Source organism: Planctomycetota bacterium (assembly GCA_016872555.1).
Taxonomy (GTDB): Bacteria; Planctomycetota; Planctomycetia; order Pirellulales; family UBA1268; genus F1-20-MAGs016.
In genome coordinates this window covers 1-1,090 of the sequence record VGZO01000159.1, presented here as the reverse complement: position 1 = coordinate 1,090, position 1,090 = coordinate 1, and the positions used below count along the sequence as shown (strand labels likewise).

General features: G+C 69.9%; 2 protein-coding genes. Both read right to left on the bottom strand.

Annotation, left to right across the window (positions count from 1 at the left end):
* Positions 1 to 372 (bottom strand): DUF21 domain-containing protein (locus FJ309_17710; GenBank protein ID MBM3956411.1); only part of this gene is annotated, 372 nt, incomplete at its 3' end.
* On the bottom strand, positions 369 to 1,090 hold a 722-nt coding region (locus FJ309_17705), incomplete at its 5' end, for a CBS domain-containing protein (GenBank protein ID MBM3956410.1). The genes FJ309_17705 and FJ309_17710, both read right to left, overlap by 4 nt.

The following is a 1,090-nucleotide window of genomic DNA, read 5'->3' as shown; positions in this document are numbered from 1 at the left end:
CAGGGGCGGCAGGAGCACCGCCAGCGTGCCGGCGGGCCAGCGCTTGGCGATCGCGCGCGGCAGGAGCTGGCCGAGGATGAGCAGTCCCAGTGCGGTGAGCAGGAGCCGACGTGAGACGCTGAAGGCCCCCGCCCCGAAGCCGAGTCCGATCACCGCCCCCAAGGTGAAGACGGTCGCCGCGATCCCGGTACCGGCCGCCACGAGCAGCTGATGGGGCCGCTCGAGATAGAGCGCCGCCGTCGCGGCGCCGGCGAGTCGCTGCTCCGCCCAATGCCGGAGCCAGATCCGGCTCACCGAGCGCAGCGCGGTCGCCGCCCCGGTCAGCAGGCCGACGACGATCAGGAGACCGATGGTGAGGGCCCAGAGACTCATCGCATCGCCACCACGGCTGCTGGGGTGAGGGGCTCGAGATAGACGCGCTCCACCCGCCGACGCACCACGCGCTCGATGACGACCCGATGGCCCGCCACGGTGAGCGATTCGCCGGAGGCCGGCACGCGCCCCAGCACCTCCATCACAAGCCCACCGATCGTCGTGACATCCGCTCGCGTAAGATCCTGGCCAAGCAGTTCGGACAACGCGTCGAGCGTGACACCGGCCGAGAGCCAGAGGCGTCCGCCCTCGCCGCGCTCGATGTCGGGGCGCTCGACATCGCCCTCGTCTTGGATATCCCCGATGATCAACTCGAGGATGTCCTCGAGGGTGAGGAGCCCTGCCGTCCCACCGAACTCATCCAGGACGATGGCGATGTGGCGACGCGTCGCGCGGAACTCGCGCAACTGAGCTTCGACCGCCTTGGTCGGCGGGATGTAGAGCGCCGGCCGCACCAAGGCCCGCCAGCCGGAGGCGGGTTCGACGTCGTCGACGAGTGCGACCAACAGATCCTTGGCATAGAGCACCCCGACCGGCTCATCGAGCGAGCCATCAAAGACCACGAGGCGCGCATGTCGCGCGCTCCGCACCCGGTCCGCGACCTCCGACCACGGGGTGTCGAGCTCGATCCCGACGATGTCGACCCGCGGGATCATGATCGCGTCGACACGCGTGTCGCGAAGGGAGAAGACACCGTGCACCAGCACCCGATCGCCGC